The organism is Kitasatospora sp. NPDC043949 (assembly GCF_056435365.1).
This window is the reverse complement of the sequence record NZ_JBWKEQ010000104.1, coordinates 1-7,491: the sequence shown is the minus strand read 5'-3', so window position 1 is coordinate 7,491 and position 7,491 is coordinate 1. Positions and strand designations below refer to the sequence as shown.

At 71.6% G+C, this 7,491-nt stretch carries 7 protein-coding genes and 1 pseudogene; 6 read left to right on the top strand and 2 right to left on the bottom strand.

The features are described 5' to 3' along the window. Positions 1-23 precede the first annotated feature (23 nt). Entirely contained in the window at positions 24-695 is a 672-nt protein-coding gene (locus AC07AL_RS38330; RefSeq protein ID WP_478319553.1) for a hypothetical protein, read from the bottom strand. Between the two features lie 217 nt (positions 696-912). Between AC07AL_RS38330 and AC07AL_RS38325 the strand changes: the two genes are divergently transcribed. From AC07AL_RS38325 to AC07AL_RS38310, 4 genes are all read left to right on the top strand, one after another. Continuing rightward, complete coding sequence (locus tag AC07AL_RS38325; RefSeq protein ID WP_478319552.1) at positions 913-1,599, top strand: dTMP kinase; 687 nt, start codon at positions 913-915, stop codon at positions 1,597-1,599. Continuing rightward, the gene (locus AC07AL_RS38320; protein ID WP_363589565.1) at positions 1,596-3,074 is read left to right on the top strand and encodes a hypothetical protein; all 1,479 of its coding nucleotides are present in this window, start codon (positions 1,596-1,598) and stop codon (positions 3,072-3,074) included. Before AC07AL_RS38325 ends, AC07AL_RS38320 begins: the two co-directional genes overlap by 4 nt. 11 nt (positions 3,075-3,085) lie before the next feature. Next, complete coding sequence (locus AC07AL_RS38315) at positions 3,086-4,738, top strand: hypothetical protein (RefSeq protein WP_478319551.1); 1,653 nt, start codon at positions 3,086-3,088, stop codon at positions 4,736-4,738. Positions 4,739-4,839: 101 nt separating this feature from the next. Continuing rightward, the gene (locus tag AC07AL_RS38310) at positions 4,840-5,382 is read left to right on the top strand and encodes an NUDIX hydrolase (protein ID WP_363589568.1); all 543 of its coding nucleotides are present in this window, start codon (positions 4,840-4,842) and stop codon (positions 5,380-5,382) included. Positions 5,383-5,631: 249 nt separating this feature from the next. Here AC07AL_RS38310 and AC07AL_RS38305 read toward each other — a convergent pair whose 3' ends face one another. Then, positions 5,632-6,006, bottom strand: a complete 375-nt coding sequence (locus tag AC07AL_RS38305) for a transposase (protein ID WP_363589732.1) — start codon at positions 6,004-6,006, stop codon at positions 5,632-5,634. A gap of 15 nt (positions 6,007-6,021) precedes the next feature. On the opposite strand from AC07AL_RS38305, the pseudogene AC07AL_RS38300 reads away from it, so the two are divergent. Then, positions 6,022-6,706 (top strand): annotated as a pseudogene (locus AC07AL_RS38300) (NF041680 family putative transposase); the annotation flags it as partial. Between the two features lie 155 nt (positions 6,707-6,861). Continuing rightward, on the top strand, positions 6,862-7,323 hold the full coding sequence (locus AC07AL_RS38295) for a DUF4262 domain-containing protein (protein WP_478319550.1): 462 nt from the start codon (positions 6,862-6,864) through the stop codon (positions 7,321-7,323). The last annotated feature ends 168 nt before the right edge of the window (positions 7,324-7,491 follow it).

Sequence of the window (7,491 nt, the reverse complement as noted above, 5' to 3'; positions counted from 1 at the left end):
GACCCCGGCCATCTCCTCAGGTGTCACACACCACCAACGACACAACCCACCAACAGACACGCCACTACCGCACAAACCTGACCAAGCCCTACTAGTGAGCTGGCCTCGGCCTGGCGCGTGAACTCCAGCGCCTCGGCGGCGGCCTGGTCGAGGACTTGGGCGGCGGTGGCGGGCGCCGCGAGGGCGAGCCCGGTGAGCATGAGCGCGGTTCGCCGTTTCGTGGCCGCCACCTCCTCCAGCCCCGCTCCCGCGTCGGCGGGTCCTGCTGGGAGTGTCGCACCGTCCGGGCTGCCGGCACAGGTCGGCGCGGGCGTGTAGTCGGCGGCCAGCCCGAGTCGGACCGGGCCCGTGTGCAGGAGGCGGCACAGCAGGTCCTGGTACTCGGCGCTCGGTGCCTTGCCCGCCTCCCAGTCCTTCCAGGAGCGTTCGGTGAGCCCGATCTTGCGCAGGTTCTCCCTCTCGACCAGGTCGTGCGCCGCCTGGACCGCCTCGGTGACGGTCCAGCCCGTCGCCATCCGGAAGGCCTTGAGCGGGCGGTGGCCGCAGTGCGCCTCGATCTCCTTGGCGATCAGCTCGACCAGGTCGTGCGGTACCGGCTCCGGGCTGTTGGCCTGACCGAGCGTCCGCTCTCTGATCCGGCGCCCGCAGGCCGCGGTGTGCGCGCCGTCCGGCGCCGTGGTGCTGGTGACGGTCATGGTGACCTCCCCTTGTCAGCGCTGCCCGCTCCCTGGCGCGGCGTCGCTCTGCTCCCCGGATATGCCTTGCCGCCGGCTGTTCGAACCGCCCTCGCAGGGGCGGTGGTTTCGCCCTGAGCGGGCGGCGATCTCTCACTACAAGCGACCAAGCCGTCACGCCAGGCTAGTGGGTGACGCCACATCAGGCGCCGTCCTTTCGACGGTGAAGGAGGCAGTCGTGCACATCCTCGTGGACGGGCTCGACATGTCCGGCAAGACGACCACGGTCCAGACCCTGGTCTCCCTGCTCGATGGCTGCGGCATCCCGGCGGTACGCCACCGCGGCATGCTCGCCGAGCACCACCCGATCGAACCGCTGCTCAAGCGGCTCCCGCTCGTCCGCCAGGCCGAGTCCAGCGCCATCACCGCCGCCTTCCTGGTCTGCGGGTACGCCCTGGACGCCGCGCTGGTACGCGTCGACCCGCCCCGCACCGACGGCGCGGTCCTCATCCAGGACGGCTACGCGGACAGGACCGTCGCGTTCGGCATGGCCGGCGGCCCCTACCTCACCGCCGCACTCAGCCTCTGGGGGGCACGCTTCTTCGCCCCGTTCGACGTCGCCGTCTACCTGCACGCATCCCCCGAGGTCCGCCGCACGCGGATGGAGGGCCGGGAGGAGGTGGACTCCGCCGACCGCCGAAGCGTCGAGGACGAGGCCTTCGCGGCGCGGTTCAACGCGGCGCTGCTGCACGGCATGGCCCACCGCCACGGGAACCGGCTGCTGGTCTTCGACACCGCCGAACAGCGGCCCGAGGAGATCGCCAAGCACGTCCTGGCCAAGGCCGGGCTGGCGTTCACCGTCCCGGCACCCCGGACGGCACCCGTCGAGGAGAACTCCGCGATGGCGGCCGGGAGGACCGCGTGACCGGTGCGCCCACCGCCGTGGACGCCGGAGTGTGGGGTGAGGCCGCCCGCGGCCTCACCACCGCGCTGGGCCGCAGCGTCCTCGTGAGCGTCGAGCGGTTCACCACCGCCGGCCGGACGACCTACTCGGGCCCGTTCCCTCTGGAGGTGGCCCGCCCGACGCTGGCGATCGGCTGCTACCGGCCCTGGCCCGAGGCCGCGCCGCTGCGGGTGCTCGCCGCCGAGAGCGGCACCCGGGTGCGCGGCGTCGCCCAGCGGCGCGACTGGACGGCCGGCCTCGACCGGCTCGCCCGATCGGCGATCGCCGCACTGGAGCGACCCGTGGTCATCTCCGCCTGGTACGGCACCGATCTCCTGCGGTCCTGGGCCGGGCCGCGCGGTGTGGTCGCGGCGATCGACCACGATCTGCGCGCCCGGATCGAGGACAAGGCCTACTTCGGCGAGCTCCTGCTCGACGCCCGGGTGCCCACCGCCCTCCAGCTGCCCGGGGTACGGGTCGACGGCCCGCTGCCGGGCCTGGCGGAGCTCCGTCGCCGGGTCGGGGTCGTGCGGCTGGTGGTGCAGTGCGGCGCCGACTCCGGCGGCCGGGGCACGGTCTTCGTGGACGACGAGCCCGACCTGGCCCGAGCGGCGCGGATGCCGGGCCCGTACCGGGTCACCGCGTTCACCCCCGGCTGGTCCTCGAACATCACCGTGCTGTCCGTGCCGGACTACCGCGGTCGGCTGCGGGTCTACGTCGACCGGCCCTCCCACAAGGCCGTCGGGGTGCCGGAGGCCGGGATCGGCCCCGGCAAGAGCGCGGGAAACTGCTGGTCCATCCCCTGGCTTGAACCGGCCGCGGCCGCCGTCGTGGACGCGGCCGAGCGCATCGCCCGCTGGGCCTGGCGCCGCCACGGCATGTCCGGACTGTTCGGTCTGGACGCGATCCTCACCGACGACGGCCGGGTGTTCCTCAACGAGATCAACTGCCGCAACCAGGGCACCACCGAAGTCTCGGCGGTCAACCAGCAGCTGCGCGGCCTGCCGCCGTTCGTCCTCGCGCACCTGACCACCTTGCTCGGCGGCCGGGTCGACTGGCTGCCCGACCCGGACGACTTCAACGCCGCCACCGTGCGGGCCGCCGTTTCGACGGCGCCGGGCCCCTACTACCTGAAGCTCCGCCACCGGGGCCAGACGCCCGTCGTTCTGGACCAGGGCCTGGCCCGCCCCGGCCGCTACCGCGTCCACGGCGGCCGGCTGCGCTGGGCCGGCCCCGGTACCCACCCTGCCGAGGCCGCCACCGGGGAGGTGCTGCTGGCCAACCTTCCCGAGCCGGGCGTGGTGTGCCTGCCGGGCGCGGAACTCGGCACCGCCGAGGCCGTCACGCCGTGCGGCGGCGGCCCGTTCGCCGGACCCCACCGGCTCTCGCCCGTCGGACGCGCGCTGCTGAGGGCCCTCGACCAGCACCTGATCCCCACCGACCTCCCCATCCCCTGAGGAGCGAGACCATGACCACCCAGACCACGCCCCGGCTGCGGGACCAGCTGAGGACCCTGCCGACCGAGGCGCTCACCCACCTCCAGTACCTGCCGCCCGCCGTCGGCTGCGTCAACCGGTGCGCGATGTGCAGCCAGGCCGCCGGCAGCGACATCTGGCAGCTCACCGAGCACGGCCTCGGCGACCTCTTCCACGCCCTCGCCGAGGAGGCCACCCAGCGGGGCGTACGGATCGGCGGCGGGCGAGCCCACCGCCCCGGCGTGCTGTTCCCCTACCTCGACAACGACATCGCGTCCTACCCCTACCTGGACACCTACGCCCGGCTCGCCCGCGACGTCCTCGGCATGAAGATCCGCGTCTCCACCGTCGGCTGGTCCGAGGGCGCTGGCCACCTGGCCGCGATGCACCAGCGCCTGGCCGACGACTTCAAGGACGTCTTCGACGGCATCCGCATCTCGCTCACCCCGTACGCCACCGGCTACGTCGGCAAGTCACCCGGCACCAGCCGCGACCGCTACACTGACGACCTCGCCCACGTCCTGCGGACCTACCGCCCGCTGTTCGACCACCTCGGCCACGGCGCGGCCACCGCCGCCGTCGAACTGCGCTTCGCCCCGCTCGTTGGCCTCGGCGAACTCACTGACATCCACGTCGACGGCCACCACATCCTCGCCTGCGGCCCCCACCTTCTCATCGCCGCCCAGCCCGGCGCGGACGAGCCGCCCTACACCGAGATCGTGCGCCTGGACGAACGCGCCCAGCCGGTGCTCTCCGAGCAGGGCCGCCTCTACCTGCACGTGACGGCCGACGCCGCCGAGCCCACGACGCAGACCGTCCGTGACGCGCTGGACGGAGTCCTGCCCATCCAGCACCGGGCCATCCCCGTCCGGCTGCACCGCCTGCGCAACGCGGACGGCGACTACTGGGCCGCCGACCCGGACTTCCACCCCGACAGCCGCTTCACCGCCCTCAACCTCTACCCGGCCACCGACCGGCACAAGGCCAGCGGGTACACCGACACCACCCGGCACTTCCTCAACACGCTGCTGGCGTACAAGACCGCCCGCCGGATCGACCGACGTCAGAAATTCCTGACCTCGACCCCGGCCGACATCGACGGCGTCCTCACCGCCCTGCGCCAGCAGGCCATGGCCCTGGACCCCGTCGACCGCCTGGCCGCCGCTCACCTGCGCGAGCAGATCCTCCCCCAGGTGAGCGTCTACGCCCGCGCCCTTCTCAAGGCCGGCTACCCCGCGAGCACGTTCTTCTCCCGCGAGTTCACGATCGACACCGGACAGATCGTCAACCAGGGCCGCGCCCAGGCACTGTTCCGGGGCCTGACGGGCACCAACGGCGAGCCGATGACCCTGCGCGAGGAGCGCGGCTTCGGGCAGGCCAGCGTGTCCAGCGACCGCGGTCCGATCTGGCGGATCACCCCGATGCCCTTCTCCGACGGGCACCTGCCGCTGGCCATCACCGGAGGCAAGAACACCCGCACCGCACACCCGACGCTGATGGTCGAGGAGATGGACCCTTGCCACCTCTCACCCGTCATACGCTCCACCGGCTGCCGCCTGCGGCGCATCCCCCTCACCGGCGTCGAGATGGAACACGTCCCGCAGAGTGAAGCCCGCACCCTCCACGGCTTCCCCGGGGCACTCTAGAAAGCGACGCCAAACCCCTTGCCCCTCCCGGACGTTGGGCCGGGAGGCACCACCGGGCACAGCCGGCCCGGCCACGTCCACCACCGAGGAGATCCACACCCATGAGCACCACCGAAGCGACGACCGAGAAGCCGTTCAGCAGGATCAAGGTCCGAGTCACCGGCCTCGTCTTCTGCGGCGACGACGTCGCGCTGCTGCGCCGGGACCGCACCGACTCGACGCACTACACCACCATCGGCGGCAACGTCGGCGCCGGCGAGGACTTCGGCGCCGCCGCCGTGCGGGAGCTGCAGGAGGAACTCGGGCTCGCGCCCGACCAGGTCGACGGCCTGGAGCTGGTCGCGATGGCGGACGCCCGGGTCACCCGGCCCGGGCCCACCGCGCCGCCCCGCAAGATCCACCTCATCTACCGCACCCACGTCACCCCGGAGGTCCGCGCCACCCTGGCGACCCAGGAGTTCGACGAGCTGCCCGACGGCAGCCACGAGGTCGGCAACATCGAGTGGATCGACTACCGCAAGGTCGGCGACCTGCCGCTGTTCCCGCCGATCGGAAAGGTCCTCGCCCAGCTGCCCTCACCGCACGCGCCGCTGCCGGCGTTCGAGCTGGAGCCGGTCACCGACAAGAACTACACCTGGGTCTGACCGCAGCTGGAGCTGTACCCGGGCCGTTGAAGCAGGCCCGGGTACAGCTCCAGCCGATGCTGCGCTCCGGTGTTCAACCTTGGTGGCCGGGGCGCAGCCGTTCCGGGACTTCGCCGTAGCCTGGCAGGTGGACTGTCGGCGGGTGCGGCGGAGGCGGAGGGGCGTTGGTCGGCCAGGGCGCCACAGGGGCGGCGGCTACCGGTGGAGCGAGAAGGTAGTCGTCGGGCTCCGGGGCGAGCTAGTGGCTTGTCACGCAGCTTTGGCCGGGTAATCGGTCCAGGTGCGGATGGGCGAGTCCGGGGCGAAGTTGGTCTTCGGTTCGGCGCGGGCGTTGTGCCAGCGGATGTAGGCGTTGATGGCGGCGTTCTGCTCGCCGTGGCAGCGGTGGTCGGTGCCGTTGAGGGCGAAGTAGCGGAGCGCGGCGAACTCGGCCTCGATCCAGTTCAGCCATGAGCCGTAGGTGGGCAGGAAGACCAGTTCGACCTCGTTCGCTGCCGTCCAGGCCCGCACGTTGGGGTGCTTGTGCGGGGAGAAGTTGTCCAGCACGACGTACAGCTTCTCCCCGGGCCAGCGGGCGCGCAGGGCTTTGAGCAGGCCGAGGAACTCGCGCCATCGTTTCCGCAAGGACGCCAGGACCTGGGGTGCCCGGACGCGGAGACGAAGTCCGAGACCGCCCGCTACGGCACCGCCCACGCCAAGAGTGGGGACCGGCTCCACCCCGAGCTGCAGCAGCGCGCGGCCTGGCGGGACCACCCCGGCAAGCTGCCGGTCATCAAGGGCACCGTGATCCGCCTCCAGGTCGATCACCTGCCCAGCGGCGGTGACCCCAAGCCCTTGTGGCTGTGGTGGTCACGGCCGACAGCTGCCTCGGCGGACACAGACCTGGCCTGGCAGACCTTCCTTCGGCGGTTCGACATCGAGCACTTCTTCCGGATGGTCAAGCAGACACTCGGCTGGACCGCCCCGAGGCTGCGAGAGGCCGAAGCGGCGGACCGCTGGACCTGGCTGATCGTGGCCGCCCACACCCAACTCCGCCTCGCCCGCCCCCTGGCCACCGACCTGCGACGCCCGTGGGAGAAGCCGGCCGAACCGAACAAGCTCACCCCCGCCCGGGTCCGCCGCGGGTTCCGACACCTGCACGCGAAGGCACCGACGCCGACAGCAGTGCCGAAGACCCTCCCACCCCGGCCCCGGACGCCCACCCGGCTCGAAGAACCGACGCCCAGCCAACCGCTACGACGCGGGACTGATCCTGGCCACCGGCGAGCCCTACCGCAGACCGACCCACCACAAGATCGGCACCAAACCACGCCGCACCGGATGAATCACAAGCTCAGCAGGACCACCTGGCCCTGATCTGCTTGGATACCGGGGTGCTCAACCTGATCTCGACTTCTTCGTGCCCCTGCGTGCTCTGTGATCCCGCGGCCTCCGCGACCCTCCGCGCGCCGACAGCGGACAAAGCACTGGTCTTCGGAGATGGCGCACGTCCGCGAGCACGGCTGGCACGTGGTTGGCGTGGGTGGCGGAGCGGACGTGCCGGACTGGGCCTTCACCGTCGGTCTGTGGCACTCCTACCGGATTCCGGAGGTCGCCATGTTCGGCCTGGAGGTGCACGGGCTGATGCACTGGGTCGGCGCTGCTGCCGCCCGTCTGCGAGACGGTGCATCAACGGAGTCCGGCGCACTGATTTCCGATGTCATCGAGGGCTACGAGCTCAGGCTCCATCCAGTGGATGCCAGTTGGCACCTTCCCCTGTTCGGCACCGCCGTCGGCTTCTACCGGCGAAGCCCCGTCCCGGTTGTCCAGCTGGTCTGGCCCGACCGGGAACACCGCTGCTCCTCGGATGACCAGGCCAGCCCAGGGTGCCGCGCCCAGCCCAGCCTGTGGCTTCCAGTCGATGAACACCCGAAGGGCGTTTGGACCGAAGAGGCCCTCTGAGGAGATCAGGACTTCCGTCCGCCCAGTCGAGTCGTTGGAGGCACGTTAAACCACAAGCTCAGGAGTCGCGCCGGGGCTGCGTCTTCTGGTTGTAGATCTCCTTGCCGTCTGCGTTGTAGGCATGGACGTAGGGGGCCGGGGGGAAGGAGTTCCGGTCGAGGCTGGTGG